The sequence below is a fragment of the Roseovarius spongiae genome, assembly GCF_003651245.1.
Classification (GTDB): Bacteria; Pseudomonadota; Alphaproteobacteria; order Rhodobacterales; family Rhodobacteraceae; genus Roseovarius; species Roseovarius spongiae.
Window position 1 is genome coordinate 409,103 of record NZ_RAPE01000001.1, and the last position, 13,836, is coordinate 422,938.

At 66.4% G+C, this 13,836-nt stretch carries 15 protein-coding genes; 3 read left to right on the forward strand and 12 right to left on the reverse strand.

Annotated elements, in window-relative coordinates; genetic code table 11:
* Positions 1 to 2: 2 nt before the first annotated feature.
* The 4 genes from D6850_RS01905 to hemE form a co-directional block, all read right to left on the reverse strand.
* Positions 3 to 1,163, reverse strand: a complete 1,161-nt coding sequence (locus tag D6850_RS01905; protein ID WP_121163358.1) for a TIGR03862 family flavoprotein — start codon at positions 1,161 to 1,163, stop codon at positions 3 to 5.
* Between the two features lie 113 nt (positions 1,164 to 1,276).
* A complete protein-coding gene (locus D6850_RS01910) occupies positions 1,277 to 1,798 on the reverse strand; it encodes a YcnI family copper-binding membrane protein (protein ID WP_206019187.1) in 522 nt (173 codons plus the stop codon).
* 61 nt (positions 1,799 to 1,859) lie between these two features.
* A complete protein-coding gene (folE, locus tag D6850_RS01915; RefSeq protein ID WP_121163360.1) occupies positions 1,860 to 2,591 on the reverse strand; it encodes a GTP cyclohydrolase I in 732 nt (243 codons plus the stop codon).
* 333 nt (positions 2,592 to 2,924) lie between these two features.
* Positions 2,925 to 3,959 (reverse strand): uroporphyrinogen decarboxylase, encoded by a 1,035-nt coding sequence (hemE, locus tag D6850_RS01920; protein ID WP_121163362.1) that lies wholly within the window; start codon positions 3,957 to 3,959, stop codon positions 2,925 to 2,927.
* 95 nt (positions 3,960 to 4,054) lie between these two features.
* On the opposite strand from hemE, the gene hemC reads away from it, so the two are divergent.
* Positions 4,055 to 5,002, forward strand: a complete 948-nt coding sequence (gene hemC / locus D6850_RS01925) for a hydroxymethylbilane synthase (RefSeq protein ID WP_121163363.1) — start codon at positions 4,055 to 4,057, stop codon at positions 5,000 to 5,002.
* A 90-nt stretch (positions 5,003 to 5,092) separates the two neighbouring features.
* Here hemC and D6850_RS01930 read toward each other — a convergent pair whose 3' ends face one another.
* The 3 genes from D6850_RS01930 to D6850_RS01940 form a co-directional block, all read right to left on the reverse strand.
* Entirely contained in the window at positions 5,093 to 6,505 is a 1,413-nt protein-coding gene (locus D6850_RS01930; RefSeq protein WP_342769518.1) for an FAD-binding oxidoreductase, read from the reverse strand.
* A gap of 3 nt (positions 6,506 to 6,508) precedes the next feature.
* Positions 6,509 to 6,745 carry an Lrp/AsnC family transcriptional regulator gene (locus D6850_RS01935; protein ID WP_121163366.1) on the reverse strand — a complete coding sequence of 79 codons (237 nt, stop codon included), beginning with the start codon at positions 6,743 to 6,745 and terminating at the stop codon, positions 6,509 to 6,511.
* Between the two features lie 88 nt (positions 6,746 to 6,833).
* Positions 6,834 to 7,259 carry a tellurite resistance TerB family protein gene (locus D6850_RS01940; protein WP_121163368.1) on the reverse strand — a complete coding sequence of 142 codons (426 nt, stop codon included), beginning with the start codon at positions 7,257 to 7,259 and terminating at the stop codon, positions 6,834 to 6,836.
* A gap of 123 nt (positions 7,260 to 7,382) precedes the next feature.
* Here D6850_RS01940 and D6850_RS01945 point away from each other — a divergent pair, with 123 nt between their 5' ends.
* Both D6850_RS01945 and D6850_RS01950 read left to right on the forward strand, forming a co-directional pair.
* Positions 7,383 to 8,957, forward strand: a complete 1,575-nt coding sequence (locus tag D6850_RS01945; protein ID WP_121163369.1) for a lysine--tRNA ligase — start codon at positions 7,383 to 7,385, stop codon at positions 8,955 to 8,957.
* A 73-nt stretch (positions 8,958 to 9,030) separates the two neighbouring features.
* Positions 9,031 to 9,441: a c-type cytochrome gene (locus D6850_RS01950; RefSeq protein WP_121163370.1), complete on the forward strand. Its 411-nt coding sequence runs from the start codon at positions 9,031 to 9,033 to the stop codon at positions 9,439 to 9,441.
* A gap of 33 nt (positions 9,442 to 9,474) precedes the next feature.
* Here the strand turns inward: D6850_RS01950 and D6850_RS01955 are convergent, their stop codons facing one another.
* The 5 genes from D6850_RS01955 to D6850_RS01975 form a co-directional block, all read right to left on the reverse strand.
* Entirely contained in the window at positions 9,475 to 10,785 is a 1,311-nt protein-coding gene (locus D6850_RS01955; protein WP_121163372.1) for a P-loop NTPase family protein, read from the reverse strand.
* A 93-nt stretch (positions 10,786 to 10,878) separates the two neighbouring features.
* Positions 10,879 to 11,373, reverse strand: coding sequence for a prepilin peptidase (locus tag D6850_RS01960; protein ID WP_121165019.1), 495 nt, complete (start codon positions 11,371 to 11,373; stop codon positions 10,879 to 10,881).
* Positions 11,374 to 11,401: 28 nt separating this feature from the next.
* A complete protein-coding gene (locus D6850_RS01965; RefSeq protein WP_121163374.1) occupies positions 11,402 to 12,259 on the reverse strand; it encodes a tetratricopeptide repeat protein in 858 nt (285 codons plus the stop codon).
* Positions 12,260 to 12,288: 29 nt separating this feature from the next.
* The gene (locus D6850_RS01970) at positions 12,289 to 12,804 is read right to left on the reverse strand and encodes a tetratricopeptide repeat protein (RefSeq protein ID WP_245964069.1); all 516 of its coding nucleotides are present in this window, start codon (positions 12,802 to 12,804) and stop codon (positions 12,289 to 12,291) included.
* A 57-nt stretch (positions 12,805 to 12,861) separates the two neighbouring features.
* Entirely contained in the window at positions 12,862 to 13,830 is a 969-nt protein-coding gene (locus D6850_RS01975) for a type II secretion system F family protein (protein WP_121163377.1), read from the reverse strand.
* Positions 13,831 to 13,836: the final 6 nt, after the last annotated feature.

Consider the following 13,836-nt stretch of genomic DNA (forward strand, 5'->3'; position numbering starts at 1 on the left):
CGCTAGCCGCGCTCCGCCGCCGCGCGCCCGGCCCAGCGGCCCGTCGCAAGGCAAGCGGTGATTAGATAGCCGCCCGTCGGCGCCTCCCAGTCCAGCATTTCACCGGCGGCGAAGACGCCGGGCCGGTCCCGCAACATCAGTCCCGCGTCAAGCGCGTCCCAGCGCAGCCCCCCCGCGACCGAGATCGCCTCGTCCAGCGGCAGCGGCCCCGCGTGCCGCACCGGCAGCGCCTTCACGATCGGCGCGACGTCCGCAGGCAGGGGGCGGGCGAACTCCATCAGCAGCGCCTGTTTCGCCGCCGGCAGTTTCAGCGCCTTGCGCAGGTGATTGCCCATGCTGGCCTTGCCGCGCGGTCGGTCCAGCCGCGCGCGCACCTCGTCCAGCGGCACATCCGGCATGAGATCGACGCTCAGCGTCGCGCCCTCGCGAAGCGCGCGCGACACCTCGTAAACGCCGCCGCCCTCGATCCCGCGGGCCGAGATCACGAATTCCCCGCGCGATGTGGCCGCGCCCGCTTGCAGGCGCACACCCTTGACCGCGCGGCCCAGATGCGGCGCCATGTGCCCGGACCAGTCCACGCGGAACCCCATGTTTGCGGGTTGGAATGGCGCGGTCAGCTCCGGCAGATGCGCGGCCCAACCGCCGTCCGAGCCGAGCCGCGCCCAGCTCGCCCCGCCGCAGGCGAGCACGGTGACGGCAGGCGTCACGCGCTGCCGCCCCTCGGGCGTGTCAAAGCAAACCGCGTCGCCCTCCCACCCGGTCCAGCGCCAGCGGCGGCGCAAACTCACCCCCAGCGAGTCGAGCCGCGCCAGCCACGTCCGCAACAACGGCGAGGCCTTCATCGCGCGCGGAAAGACCCGCCCCGTCGAGCCGGCAAAGACCGGCTGACCCAACCCTTCGGCCCATTCCCGCACCGCGTCGGGGCCGAACGCGTGCAGCATGGGCGCGAGCGGCTCCGCCGCCGCGCCGTAGGCGGCGAGGAAGGACTCGATCGGTTCATCTTTCGTGAGGTTGAGGCCCGATTTGCCCGCCATCAGCAGCTTGCGCGCGGGTGAGGGCATGGCCTCGGCCACGGTGACGCGCATCCCCGCCTGCGCCAGCGTCTCGGCGGCCATCAGCCCCGCCGGTCCGGCCCCGATGACCAATGCGCCGCCTGTCTTCATGCTTCACCCTGTCGCCAATCCCGCCATCCTTATCCCTGTTGCCGAAGGCAAGGACCAGCGATTCCGGGACGGTGGCGGCGGAAGAAGGGCGACCGGGTGCGCCGAAAGCGCGTCTAGTGGCCGGCCCCCGGCGCGGTGATATGCAGCCCGGGCGCGGGATGTTCCAGGTCATGGGCGTCCTGGCCCTCGGCGGGAACGCCGGTCCACCGCAACTTTCCGGTCGCGCATTCCTGGACGACAGGAAAGTAAAGCGTCGTCCCCGCCGCGTGCATGTCGCTCAGCGTGCCGCGGAAGACAAAGCGATCGAAATAGGCATCAAGAAGCTCTCCGGTCCAGATCAGTTCCTTCACCCCTTCGGTCATCGGCGTGCCGTAATAGTCATGGCTGCTTTCATAGGGTCCGGTGATTATCTCGACCGACCAGCCCGGCTTTGGCGTCGGCTTGACCGCGATCACGCCCTCGGGGATCTGCACGCGCAGCTTCACCGTGGCTTCGCCGTCGCAGCCGTGACCGATGCCCAGCACGCCGACGAATGTCGAGTCCTGCGCGGCATGAGGTGTTTCGAAACTGACATGCGCAAGGGCTGCCGGGGCGGCGATTGCGAGGGCGGCGAGGCCGGTCATGAAGGCTTTCATCATTGTTCTCCATATATGTGTTTTAGTCGCATGCCCGAAGGTGAGGGAGCCGTTTGCGTGGTCATCCGTCATGCTGTTTACGCAGGCCGAGGAACTCGCGCCGCAGGGCCTCATCCTCGCGGAAGGCGCCGCGCATGACGGTGCTGGTCATCACGGGCTGTTCGTCCCGAACGCCGCGCCAATGCATGCAGAAGTGATCCGCCTCCATCACCACCGCCAACCCGTCGGGCCGGATGCGGCGCTCAAGCTCGTCCGCCAGCATGACGACGGCCTCTTCCTGGATCTGCGGACGGCTCATGATCCATTCGCAGAGACGCGCGTATTTCGACAGGCCGATCAGTTCGGTTTCCGCGCTGGGCAGAACGCCGATCCATACCCTGCCCATGATCGGGCACAGGTGATGTGAACAGGCGCTGCGCACGGTGATCGGGCCGACGATCATCATCTCGTCAAGCCGCGCCACGTTGGGAAATGACGTGACCGGGGGCGCCGCGCGGTAGCGCCCGCCAAAGACCTCGTCGATGAACATCTTCGCCACCCGGTGGGCGGTGTCGTGTGTGTTGTGATCGTTTTCGGCGTCGATCACGAGCGCGTGCAACACCTCTTGCATGCGCGCCCCGACCTCGGCGCGCAGCGCGTCGAGCTCTCCGTCCTCGATGGCGTCCGCGATGTTGTCATTGGCGTAGAAATTCCGTCCGGCATCGGTCAGCCGGCGCCGGATCCGATCCGAGACCTTCATGCCGATGACATCGTCCTCGACATTCGTCGCTTGCGACGAAACGGCGTTCAGCATGATCTCCACCCCGCTACGGTCGTGAGAGATTCCCCGGTCCTGGCGGCCAGCGGCCAGCGTGAAAGCGTCATGTCCTGTCCTTTCCCCTGAAACCCGGCGCCTCTTGCGCCGGTCCTGGCGATTGGATGCGATGCTGCGCAAAAGGTTCCCGCGCGTCGCCGGTCGGCTCACGTCAGTGATTAGGGACGCCAACGGGGCGAAGGCGCGCGGCCACCCATTAGCGCGGGAAAAGAGGGAGGAGCGTACGACAGCCCCGCAAAGGCGTGGCTATCCCGTTCCGCGCAATGCCTTGCGCGAACAGCGGTAAGCGAGCGTTGCTTCGACGCTGACGGCTCAGCCGCCGCGCACCGTGTCGATCATCAACTGAACGTTGGCCGGGTCCGCGTCGGGCGTGATGCCGTGCCCGAGGTTGAAGATATGGGGCCCCCCCGAGAACGACTCGACAATCGCGCGGGCTTCGCGCACCAGCGCCTTGCCGCCCGTGACCATATGGGATGAGGCGAGGTTGCCCTGCACGCAACCCTCCACCTGCACGTGCCGCGCCGCCCAGTCCGGCGCGACCGAGTTGTCGAGCGCGACGCAATCCGCGCCGGTGCGCTTGGCGAACCCGACATAGTTCTCGCCCGCCTCGCGCGGGAACGCGATGACTGGCGTGTCGGGATGCCGCGTCTTGAGCGCCGCGATGATCTGCCGCGTGGGCTCTACCGCGTAGCGTTCGAAATCCGCGCCCTTGAGAGAACCGGCCCAGCTGTCAAAAAGCTTGACCACCTCCGCGCCCGCCTCGATCTGCGCCGAAAGGTATTCGATCGTGGCCTCGGTCAGCCGCGCGATAAGCGCATCGAAGACCTCGGGCGCGCCGTCCTTCAGCGCATGCGCCGGCCCCTGGTCGGGCGTGCCACGCCCGGCGGTCATGTAGGTCGCCACCGTCCAGGGCGCGCCCGCAAAACCGATGAGCGTCACCTCGGGCGGGAGCGCGGTCGTCAGGTTGCGCAGCGTCTGGTAGATCGGCGCCAGCGTGTCGTGAACGTCGCCCGCGTCCCTGAGCTGCGCCATGTCCTGCGCATTGCGGATGGTCGACAGGCGCGGCCCCTCGCCGGTCACGAACCACAGGTCGGCCCCGAGCGCCTGCGGCACCAGCAGGATGTCGGCGAACAGGATCGCCGCGTCGAAGCCGAACCGTCGGATCGGTTGCAGCGTCACCTCGGTCGCAAGCTCGGGATTGTAGCACAGCGACAGGAAATCGCCCGCCTTGGCGCGGGTCGCGCGATACTCGGGCAGGTAGCGGCCCGCCTGGCGCATCATCCAGATCGGCGGCACGGGCAATGTCTCGCCCGCGAGGGCGCGCAGGATCGTCTTTTTCTCGGCCATGTCCGGGTCTCCTTCGCGGGCTACGTCCCCTTCCGGAGCCGGGATGTCAAGCCGGATGCTTGCCAGTCGCGCGCGCGCGCTCTAGACCCGGGCGCATGACGTTGAAACTGCCCACCCCCACGGCGCCGATGAAGCTTGGCACGCGCGGCTCGCCGCTGGCGCTCGCCCAGGCCTACGAGACGCGCGCGCGGCTGGCCGCCGCGTTCGACCTGCCGGGCGAGGCGTTCGAGATCGTGGTCATCAAGACCACCGGCGACCGCGTCATCGACCGCCCGCTGAAGGAGTTGGGCGGCAAGGGCCTCTTCACCCGCGAGATCGAACAGGCGCTGCTCGCCGGGCGGATCGATCTGGCCGTGCATTCGATGAAGGACATGCCGGTGTTGCAGCCGGAGGGCCTGCTGCTCGACACCTATCTGCCGCGCGAGGACCCGCGCGACGCCTTCGTCTCGGAGGTGGCCGCCGGGCTGGCGGAACTGCCGGACGGCGCGAAGGTCGGCACGTCCTCGCTACGGCGCAAGGCGCAGGTGCTGGTTGCCTATCCCGCGCTAGAGGTGGTGGAGTTCCGCGGCAACGTGCAGACCCGCCTGAAGAAGCTGAACGATGGCGTCGCCGCCTGTACCTTCCTCGCCGTGGCGGGGTTGAACCGGCTGGGCCGGGCGGATGTCATCGCCTCGGCCATCGCGCCCGAGGTGATGCTGCCCGCCGTCGCCCAGGGCGCGATCGGGATCGAACGGCGCGCGGATGACGACCGCGCCGCCGAGATGCTCGCGGCGATCCACGATCATGAGACCGGCCTGCGCATCGCCGCCGAGCGCGCCTTCCTGGCCGAGCTCGACGGCTCTTGCGAGACGCCGATCGCCGGGCTTGCCGATCTCGACGGCGGCACGCTGCGCCTGCGCGGCGAGGTGCTGCGCCCCGACGGGTCCGAGAGCCTCGCGGATGACCGCACCGCCCCGGTCGAGGATGGCGCGGAGCTGGGCCGCGCGATGGCGCGCGACCTGCTGACGCGGGCGGGGCCGGGCTTCTTCGACTGGCGGACCTGAGCGCCTGCCGCGCCGTCGAATGAGTATTTCCGGAACATTGAAAGCCGGAGTCGCGGGTTTCTCCCGGGTATGAATACCCAGGGGCCGGCGTCAGGGATCGGGCAGGACCTTGCCGGGGTTGAGAATACCGTTGGGATCAAGCGCCGTCTTGATCGCGCGCATCGCGGCCATCGCGGCGGGGTTCTTGTGGCGCGCCATGCTGTCGCGCTTGCGCAGGCCGATGCCGTGCTCCGCCGAAAAACTGCCGCCAAGGGCGATGGCGGCGTCCTCGACTTCGGTATGGATGGTTTCCATGAGGTCGGGATCGGGCCGGGTGGGGCAGCAGGTGAAATGCAGGTTGCCGTCGCCCAGATGCGCCACGGACACGTCGCGCGCGCCGGGGTCATGGCGGGCGATGATGGCGGCGATGCGGTCCAGCAGGGCCTGCATCCGGTCGAGCGGCACGGCGACGTCGTTGTCGATCACCGGATCGTTCAGCCGGGTTATCTCGGCAGAGGCTTCGCGCAGCGCCCACATCGCGTTGCGTTGAGCCTCGTTCTGGGCGACTACCGCATCGAGAAGCGCGCCCTCCTCGAAGAGCGCGCCAAGCGCCTCTTCGAGCTGCGCGGCGATCGGCGGTTGCCCGTCCTCGCCGGGGGTGGCGGCGCGCGGCTGCGTGGCGCCGACCTCGACCAGGACGTTCACGTCATACGCCGACTCAAAGGGCGTGCGCAGGCCCGGGATCTGGGCGACGCATGCCTCAACGAAGGCGCGCGGCATGTATTCGAACGCCTGCACCGCGCCGCCGGTTTCGCGCTGAAGCCGGTTCAGCAGGCCGAGCGCGTCGGAGACCGAGCGCACGGCGAGCATCGCCGTGGCGTTGGCGAGCGGCGCGGGGTGGAGCTTCAGCACCGCGGCGGTGATGACGCCAAGCGTGCCCTCGGCTCCGATCAGCAGGTGGCGCAGGTCGTAGCCCGAGTTGTCCTTGTGCAGCTGGCGCATCAGGTCCACCACCTCGCCGGTGGGCAGCACCGCCTCGATCCCGAGGCAGAGATCGCGCGTGTTTCCGTAGCGCAGCACGTTCGAGCCGCCCGCGTTCGTGGACAGCGCCCCGCCGATCAGCGCCGAGCCGCGCGCGCCGAAGAACAGCGGAAAGATCAGGTCATGTTCCGCCACCGCCTCGTGGATGTCGGCGATGATCGCGCCCGCCTCGACCACGGCGGTGCGCGCGGCGGGGTTGATCGCGCGGATCGCGTTCATCCGGCCCATCGACAGCAGGATCGCGCCATCGGCCTGCGTGCCGCCGGCAAGGCCGGTGTTTCCCGAAATCGGCACGACCGGCGTTCCGGTCTCGTTGGCGAGCCGCAGGATGGCGGCGACCTGGTCCGTGTCGGCGGGGCGGACCACGGCGAGCGGCGCGCCCTGCGGGCGGTCCGCCCAGTCGCAGACGTAGGAGCCCATGTCCGCGCCGGTGAGCACGTTCGCGGGGCCGGCGATGGCGGTGAGCGCGTCCAGCATTCCCATGTCTCAGAACGCCTTGAAGGTGAGCGTGGTTTCGGTGCGCTCGATCCCGTCGATGTCCAGCAGGTTCTCGTTGATGAACTTGCCCACGTCGGCCTCGGGCGGGACGTAGAGCTTCATCAGCAGGTCGAACGGCCCCGAGGTCGAATGCAGCTCGGAATGGATTTCGCGCAGGGCGATCTGCTCGGCGACCTTGTAGGACGTGCCGGGGCGGCACCGGATGCTGATGAAAACGCAGCGCATGGCGTGTCTCCTCGGGTGGTGGGCCTCGCGCGCATTAAGCAGCAAACCGGGCGCGATGGGAATGGGAATTTTCCCGGCGCGGGGGCGCTCAGGCCGTCATGTGCCGCGCCCGCGCGCCGCGCTCGATCGCCGCGGCGTGCAGCCGGTCGATGTTGAGCTCGTAGCGGATTTCCTCGAGCAGGCGCAGTTCGCTTTCGTCGAGCTTGCCGTCGGCTGCGGCGACGTCGCAGGCCAGCGCATAGGCCGTCTCGAAGAGATGGGCGGGCAGGTTGTCGCGGATCAGGCCGAACAGCGCGTCGAGCCCGTCTTCCTCGGCGAAGAGGTCGAACACCGTCTGCGCGGCGCGGTTCATGCGGTCCACGTCATAGGTCGCAAAGACCGGCAGGTTGTTCACAGCCGTTTCGATCTTGACCAGCTCGGCGGTGCGAATCTGTTCGTCCGAGGCCGAAACCGCGATCATCACCGCGACAAGGCAATCCTGCGCGCTGAGAGGATGCTGTATCTGGTCGGTCATTCCACGTACCCCGGTGATGTGATGTCGCCGCGGACATTATTGACTGCATCGCGCCCCGGCAATAGGTAGCGACCGACCCGGAGCGCGTTCCCGCCCGGCCGGGACAATCAGGAGAGCGATCAAATGTCCGATCTGCGCGACGCCGCAATGCAATCGAAAGCCTGGCCTTTTGAAGAAGCGCGCCGCGTTCTCAAACGTTATGAGAAGGCTCCGCCGCAGAAGGGGTATGTGCTCTTCGAGACGGGCTATGGCCCCTCGGGCCTGCCCCATATCGGCACCTTCGGCGAGGTGGCGCGCACCACGATGATCCGCCGCGCATTCGAGGTCATCAGCGACATCCCGACCAAGCTGATCTGCTTTTCCGACGACCTTGACGGGATGCGCAAGGTTCCGGGCAACGTGCCCGAGCCCGAGGCGCTGAAGGAGCATCTGCAAAAGCCGCTCACCTCGGTTCCCGACCCGTTCGGAAAGTTCCAGAGCTTTGGCGGGCACAACAACGCGATGCTGCGCCGCTTTCTCGACACGTTCGGGTTCGAGTACGAGTTCATCTCGGCGACCGAGTTCTACCGCTCGGGCCAGTTCGACGAGGTGCTGCTGCGCGCCGCCGAACGCTATGAGGACATCATGCAGGTGATGCTGAAATCCCTGCGCGAAGAGCGGCGGCAGACCTATTCGATCTTCCTGCCGATCCATCCCGAAACGGGGCGCGTGATGTATGTCCCGATCAAGCATGTGGACGCGGCCGAGGGCACGATCACCTTCGACGACGAGGACGGGCGCGAGATGACGCTGCCGGTCACCGGCGGCAACGTGAAGCTGCAGTGGAAGCCCGATTTCGGTGCGCGCTGGGCCGCGCTTGGCGTCGATTTCGAGATGTACGGGAAGGATCACAGCACCAACACGCCGATCTATGACCGAATTTGCGAGATCCTCGGGGGCAAGAAACCCGAGCATTTCACCTACGAGCTTTTCCTCGATGAACATCGCCAGAAGATCTCCAAATCCTCGGGCAACGGGATCAGCATCGACGAGTGGCTTACCTACGCCAGCACGGAATCGCTGTCCTACTTCATGTATCAGAAGCCCAAGACCGCCAAGCGCATGCATTTCGACGTGATCCCCAAGGCGGTGGACGAATACCATCAGCAGTTGCGCGCCTATCCCGGCCAGGCGCCGGCGCAGCAGGTCAACAACCCGGTGTTTCACATCCACGGCGGCGATGTGCCCGAAAGCCGCATGGTGGTGCCGTTCTCGATGCTGCTCAACCTCGCCTCGGTGGCGGGGGCGGGCGACAAGGATCAGCTCTGGGGCTTCATCCGCCGTTACGCGCCCGAGGCCAGCGCCGAGACGCATCCCGATCTCGACCAGGCGGTCGGTTTCGCGCTGCGCTATTTCGAGGATTTCGTGAAGCCCACCCGCGTGCGCCGCGACCCCACGGAGGCCGAGCGCGAGGCGCTCATCGCGCTGCGCGACGCGCTGGCGGCGCATGACGGCCCGCGCGACGACGAGACGCTTCAGCAGATCGTCTATGACGTGGGCCGCGACCGGTTCGACCCGCTCCGCGACTGGTTCCGCGCGCTTTACGAGGTGCTGCTCGGCGCGTCTCAGGGGCCGCGTTTCGGCGGGTTCATCGCCCTTTACGGGGTCGAGGAGACAGTGCAGTTGATCGATGACGCGCTGGCTGGCAAACTGGCCTGAACCGCGGCGCATTGCGCTGCATCAAGGCGGCGAAGACCGCCCCATGCCAGCCTTGAGGCAAAGGAGTCAGCGAATGAGATATCTGTCAGTCATGGCCGGGCTCGGCGCGGTTGCCGCGCTCGCGGCCTGCGTCCAGTCCGCGTCCATGCCCGAGGCGGACGAGGGGCGGATGCTCTATGCGCAGAACTGCGCCCAATGCCACGGTCCGCAGGGCAGGGGCGACGGCCCCTGGGCGCGCGGCATGTCGCCGCAGCCTTCGGACCTCACGCAACTGGCCGAGGGTGGTCAGTTCCCGAGGGCGCGGGTGCTGTCGACAATCGACGGCTATCACCGCGCGCAGCTGCCGGGGCAGAAGATGCCGGAATTCGGCGCGCTCCTGAACGGGCCAACTGTGCCGGTGGATGTCGGCGACGGTGCGATGACGCCGACGCCGCGCCCCCTTGCGGCCCTTCTGGCCTATCTAGAATCGATACAGGGCGCCTGACGCGGATCTCCCTAACCGGGGCGGCGCCAGGCGTCAGTTGATGATCTCGGATTCCTCGACGAACATGTTGGCCCAGGCGCGGTCGATCAGTTCGGGGGACATCTGGTAGGGAATCCCTTCGAACTGGCAGATCGAGATCATCTGGTCGATCAGGAACACCGGCTGATAGTTGGCGTAGACGTTGTCGATCTCGGGGTATTTCTTCTTCAGAAGGTGCACGAGCGACGCTTCGTCCAGCGGGAGGCCCTTCTTGCGCGCGACCATCGCGAAGATCTTCAGGAAATCCTTCTGGCAGGGGCCATCGATCTTGATCTTGTAGAAGATCCGGCGCAGCGCGGCCTGGTCGAAGATCTTGTTCGGGTGGAAGTTGGTCGAGAAGATCGCCAGCGTATCGAACGGCACCTCGAATTTCTCGCCCGATTGCAGCGCGAGAATGTCCTTGCTTTCCTCCAGCGGCACGATCCAGCGGTTGACGAGGTTCTGCGGCGGCTCCACCTGCCGGCCAAGGTCGTCGACGATGAAGATCCCGCCCGTCGCCTTGAGCTGCAAAGACGCCTGGTAGGTCCGCGCCGTGGGGTTGTAGACGAGATCCAGCATGTCGAGCGTCAATTCCCCGCCCGTGATCACGGTGGGCCGCTCGCAGCGCACGTAGCGCGTGTCGAACGACCGGCGCAGGCGCAGCGAATTGGGATCGCTCTTCTCGGATTCGGCGGCGGAGTGCACGATCGGGTCATAGACGGTGATCACCTGGCCCGCGTATTCAATCGCGTAGGGCACGTATATCTTGTCGCCCATCGCGTCGCGGATGCCGTTTGAGATGCTCGACTTGCCGTTGCCCGGCGGGCCGTACATCAGGATCGAGCGCCCCGCGCTCACCGCCGGCCCGAGGTGGTCGAGCAGGCTGTCCGGCAGCACGAGGTGGCCCATCGCGTCGGTCAGTTCCTGCCGGGTGATCTGGATGTTGCGGATCGACTGGCGCTTGACCTGTTCCGCATAGACGTTGAGCGGCACGGGCATCGCCCCGTAATATTCCGACTGGCTCAGCGCATCGAGCGCGCGCGCCTTGCCCAGATCGGTCAACTGGTAGCCCATCTCGTTGCCCGCCGTCGCGCTCATCGTGCCGGTGGCCTCGATCAGGCGCTGTTCGCGGGCCATGTCCACCAGTTCCTGCGTGACGGTGCGCGGCAGGCAAAGCGCCAGCGCGATGTCGGTCACGAGGTCGAGCGACTTGCGGAACATCGTCTTGATCAGGATGTCGCGCATCATCACGATCGGCAGGCGCATGTCCTCCATCGTGGTGGGCGGCGGGGGCGCCTGGACGCCGTGGGTGACTTGCATGTTCATGGATGCCGGGCCTTCGCTGCTACGTTCCTGCGCGCGAGACTGCCACGGAAAGGTGCGGAAATTATGGCGCGATGCGGGCGTCGCCGGGCCGCTTCAGGACCCGTAGAGCGCGCCCAGCGCAAGGTAGATCCCGAGCGTGCCGCCAAGGCAGAGACCCATGGGGAATTTCTTGCCGCGCGACCAGCTTTCCCATTCCGGGGCCAGCCGGCGCAGCGCGGTGTATTTCGCGATCCGGTGCGCCGTGAAGCCGGCCAGCAGATTGGCGGCGAGGATCACGCACAAAAGCCGCAGATCGCCGAGCGCGACATAGGGCGCGGCGGCGGCGGCGAACTTGGCGTCGCCCGCGCCGATCAGCCCGGCGGCGTTCATCACGATCCCGATCACCAGCACGATGACGAGATGCAAGAGCCGCCACGGATAGTCCGCAATGGGCAGCGCGACGAGCCCGACGACGACGAAGATCCCCGCCAGCGTCAGCACGGCGACGTTGGGAATCTTCATCACCCGCAGGTCGCTCCATGCGACCCAGAGGCACACCGGAAGGACGAAGGGCAGGAACCACATCGCGGAGATCGCGGATATATGCATCATGGACGCCGCCCTTCTTGCGACAGCTTCAGTTCGACACGCTGTCTTCCAGCGCGCTCAGGCTGCGCGCGGCGGCCTCGAAATGCTGGGGATGCGTGTCGATCGCGTCGCGCAAGAGCCCCTTGCCGGTGCTCGTGTCGCCCTGCTTGATCGCCGTAAGGCCAAGCGTGTAGAGCAGTTGCGCCCGCTCGGTCTGATCGACCGGCATCACCGGCAGCGAATAGTTGCGCTGCGCGCCGCGCGCGAGGACAAGGTTGTTCTTGGCGGTGAACAGCGACTGATCAAGGCGGATCGCGTCTGCGAACAGGCGTTCGGCGCCCGCGTAATCTCCGCGGGTCAGCTTGGAATAGCCCCAGTTGTTCATCACCCCGGCGGGGCGGGTGGTCAGCCCCACTGCGGTTTCATAGAAACTGTCGGACTTCTTCCATTCCTCGTTGCTGTCCGCGACCATCGCCTCGAGGCGGTAACGCTTGAACGATTCATGCGTCGGCGGCACGCTGTCGAGCACCTCCTCCGCGCGGTCCCATTCGTTGTTGCGGATGAGCGCGTCGGCGAAATCGACCCGGTCGTCGGCGGTGGCGTCCTTCATCTCGGAGACGCGCTTCCAGGCGGCGACCGCCTCGGTGTGGCGCTTGGCCCGGACCAGCGATTTGGCGAGCCCGCGTTGCAGGTCGATCCGGTCGGGATGTTCGCCGGTGCTGCGCTGGAAGTAGGTCACCGCCTCGTTCGGGTCGGATGAATTCAGCATCACGTCGTTGAGATTGCTCTCGTCCACGACGTTCACGTTCTGAAACTTGCGGTCGACACTCTCGGAGTCGCCCTGTTCGCATGCGGACAACGACGCGAACGCCGCTGCGCAAAGCGCAATAAGGATGGGGTGGCGCATTTTTGCGTCCTTTTACTGCCTCGGCCTCGTCATGATATCGTGCGGATCAGGTAGTCGCTGCTTCCGCGCCGTATCAATTTATAATCTTGTTCTTGTTGCTCACCATAACCGGATTCATCGAGTTTTGCGAGCGCCAACCGCAAATTATCGCGGATTGAGTCACTTTGGCCATTATCGAGCGCGTAGGCGCGGCGGAACATCTCGCTCGCCTCGCCGGTTTCGCCCCTTTCCATCAGCACCACGCCAAGGTTGTTCCACGCCTCCGGCGCGGCCTCGTCGGTCGCAATCGCGTCGCGCAGCAGCTTTTCGGCCTGTCCCAGCCGGCGCAGGCCAAGGTTGGCGCTGCCCAGCCCGGTGAGGATTTCCGCTGTCATTCCCTGCTCGAGCGCCGCGCGCGAAAATGCCTTGATCGCCATCTCGTATTCGCCCGCCCGGATCAGGCGATGGCCGACGATAGCGCCGTCGACCGCTTCGCCGCGCTGCGACAGGCCCGGCGCGTAGGGGCCGTCGGGCGCGGGTTCAGCGCACCCCGCCAGCACCGCCATCAAGAGTATTCCCGCGACCGCTCTCGTCATCAGGCCCCGTTTTTCCGCGACGGATCATTAGCCGCCCATCGCCGTCAGTTCCATGATACCCAAAACGGACGGTCCGACAAGGATGATCAGCAGCGGCGGCACGGTCAGCATCATCGTCGCCAGCGTCATCTTGGTTGGCAACTTGTTGGCCTTTTCCTCGGCGCGCATCACCCGCTTGTCGCGCATCTCGCTGGCGTAGACGCGCAGCGCGTCGGCGATCGAGGTGCCGAAGGTCTGGCTCTGCACCAGCACGGTCACGAAGCTGGAAATATCCTGCACGCCGCAGCGGTCGGCCATCTCGTTGAGCACCGACGCCTTGTCGCGGCCCGCCTTGATCTGCTGGCTGACGATCAGGTATTCGTCCGCAAGCGCCGGAAAGGACGGGCGGATCTCGTTGCTGACGCGGATGATCGACTGGTCGAGCGACTGCCCCGCCTCTATGCAGACCAGCATCATGTCGAGACTGTCGGGAAACCCGTCGGTGATTTCTTCCTGCCGGGTCTGCTGGCGCTTGGTCACCCAGTATTTCGGCAGCATGTATCCCACGCCGCCGGGGCCGAGGATATACATCAGGATCTGCGTCGCGCTGGTTTCGCCGCCCGATTTGAAAAGCACGTAGTAGACCACCCCGATCGCCAGGAACCCGATCCCGAGCGCGAACTGCGCGAAGTGGAAATAGCGCACCGCGTCGCGGTCGCGGTAACCCGCCTGCATGAGCTTGCGGCGCATCTCCGAGAACTGCTTTTCATCCTGCGGCTCGAGGAAGTTGGCGTATTTGTCCAGCTTGTCGTTGCGCGAGCCCGAGCGCAGTCGTTGCTGGGCCTGCGTGTTTTTGGGCGCCCGCTGGGCGCGCTTCAGCTTGTCCAGCGGGTCTTCGCGCTGGTTCATCATGAGCGCGACGGTGATCAACACGAGAAGCACGCCCAGCGTGCCCACGGCGATCACCGGCCCGAAGGGACCAAGCGCGCCGGTCAGCATTTCATTGACGAATGACATGGGATG

What these genes read in the sequence shown, in the direction of transcription:
- D6850_RS01905 (WP_121163358.1), bottom strand. Translation starts at nt 1,163, where the DNA reads ATGAAGACAGGCGGCGCATTGGTCATCGGGGCCGGACCGGCGGGGCTG.
- D6850_RS01910 (WP_206019187.1), bottom strand. Translation starts at nt 1,798, where the DNA reads ATGAAAGCCTTCATGACCGGCCTCGCCGCCCTCGCAATCGCCGCCCCG.
- folE (WP_121163360.1), bottom strand. Translation starts at nt 2,591, where the DNA reads ATGCTGAACGCCGTTTCGTCGCAAGCGACGAATGTCGAGGACGATGTC.
- hemE (WP_121163362.1), bottom strand. Translation starts at nt 3,959, where the DNA reads ATGGCCGAGAAAAAGACGATCCTGCGCGCCCTCGCGGGCGAGACATTG.
- hemC (WP_121163363.1), top strand. Translation starts at nt 4,055, where the DNA reads ATGACGTTGAAACTGCCCACCCCCACGGCGCCGATGAAGCTTGGCACG.
- D6850_RS01930 (WP_342769518.1), bottom strand. Translation starts at nt 6,505, where the DNA reads ATGGGAATGCTGGACGCGCTCACCGCCATCGCCGGCCCCGCGAACGTG.
- D6850_RS01935 (WP_121163366.1), bottom strand. Translation starts at nt 6,745, where the DNA reads ATGCGCTGCGTTTTCATCAGCATCCGGTGCCGCCCCGGCACGTCCTAC.
- D6850_RS01940 (WP_121163368.1), bottom strand. Translation starts at nt 7,259, where the DNA reads ATGACCGACCAGATACAGCATCCTCTCAGCGCGCAGGATTGCCTTGTC.
- D6850_RS01945 (WP_121163369.1), top strand. Translation starts at nt 7,383, where the DNA reads ATGTCCGATCTGCGCGACGCCGCAATGCAATCGAAAGCCTGGCCTTTT.
- D6850_RS01950 (WP_121163370.1), top strand. Translation starts at nt 9,031, where the DNA reads ATGAGATATCTGTCAGTCATGGCCGGGCTCGGCGCGGTTGCCGCGCTC.
- D6850_RS01955 (WP_121163372.1), bottom strand. Translation starts at nt 10,785, where the DNA reads ATGAACATGCAAGTCACCCACGGCGTCCAGGCGCCCCCGCCGCCCACC.
- D6850_RS01960 (WP_121165019.1), bottom strand. Translation starts at nt 11,373, where the DNA reads ATGCATATATCCGCGATCTCCGCGATGTGGTTCCTGCCCTTCGTCCTT.
- D6850_RS01965 (WP_121163374.1), bottom strand. Translation starts at nt 12,259, where the DNA reads ATGCGCCACCCCATCCTTATTGCGCTTTGCGCAGCGGCGTTCGCGTCG.
- D6850_RS01970 (WP_245964069.1), bottom strand. Translation starts at nt 12,804, where the DNA reads ATGGCGGTGCTGGCGGGGTGCGCTGAACCCGCGCCCGACGGCCCCTAC.
- D6850_RS01975 (WP_121163377.1), bottom strand. Translation starts at nt 13,830, where the DNA reads ATGTCATTCGTCAATGAAATGCTGACCGGCGCGCTTGGTCCCTTCGGG.